The sequence below is a fragment of the Pseudoalteromonas aurantia genome (assembly GCF_005886875.1).
GTDB classification, from domain to species: Bacteria; Pseudomonadota; Gammaproteobacteria; order Enterobacterales; family Alteromonadaceae; genus Pseudoalteromonas; species Pseudoalteromonas aurantia_A.
Map to the genome: position 1 here is coordinate 1 of NZ_PNBY01000157.1, position 660 is coordinate 660.

A 660-nucleotide genomic window follows, 5' to 3' on the forward strand; every position below is an offset into this window, starting at 1 on the left:
TAGGCGATTGGCAAGTGCTCTCAACACCCACGCGGGTTAAGTTACCCTTGTCATCTACGAGCTGCTTGCCAATCTAACTTGGTGTTTAAACATTACCTTGAACCTGATTGCATGAACGTATGGGGCGGTACTATTCATTTTTTTGAAGTAATATCCACATTAACCTTGCCAGACGATGTGCCATTGCAACCGCGGCTTTATTTACCCCACGCCTTTGCTTGATGGCAGTGACCCATAGGTTCAGGTCATCGTCTTTTTTATGTGCGTGGTTTACAACAGTTCGAGCACCATGAATAAGTTGCTTTCTGAGGTATTTATCTCCACGTTTAGTAATTGTGCCCAAACGATTTGTTTCACCAGACGCATATTGCCTAGGCGTAAGGCCAAGCCAGACACTAAAGTCTTTCGCACTTTTAAATACTTGGCCTTTATCGATGCTGGCGCTGAACGCGGAGGCAATGATAGGGCCAATCCCTGGAATTGATTGCATAATTTCTGCACTGGTGTTGTGGGTGTTAGTTTGTTGAAACAAGGTATCCATGAGTTTAATTTTTTTATCATAGCTTTCTAACTCTTGTTGCACCTCTAACAACATGAGGCGAATAACAGGCTAAACATCTTGTGATAAAAGTTCATGAACATGCTTTTTGAATACAGAGT

At 42.6% G+C, this 660-nt stretch carries 1 protein-coding gene; it reads right to left on the minus strand.

Annotated elements, in window-relative coordinates; genetic code table 11:
• Positions 1-130: 130 nt before the first annotated feature.
• Positions 131-595, minus strand: a complete 465-nt coding sequence (locus CWC18_RS20165; protein ID WP_283957036.1) for an IS110 family transposase — start codon at positions 593-595, stop codon at positions 131-133.
• Positions 596-660: the final 65 nt, after the last annotated feature.

Bases quoted from the DNA above. Each gene is read 5' to 3' on its own strand.
- CWC18_RS20165 (WP_283957036.1), bottom strand. From the start codon at position 595: ATGTTGTTAGAGGTGCAACAAGAGTTAGAAAGCTATGATAAAAAAATT.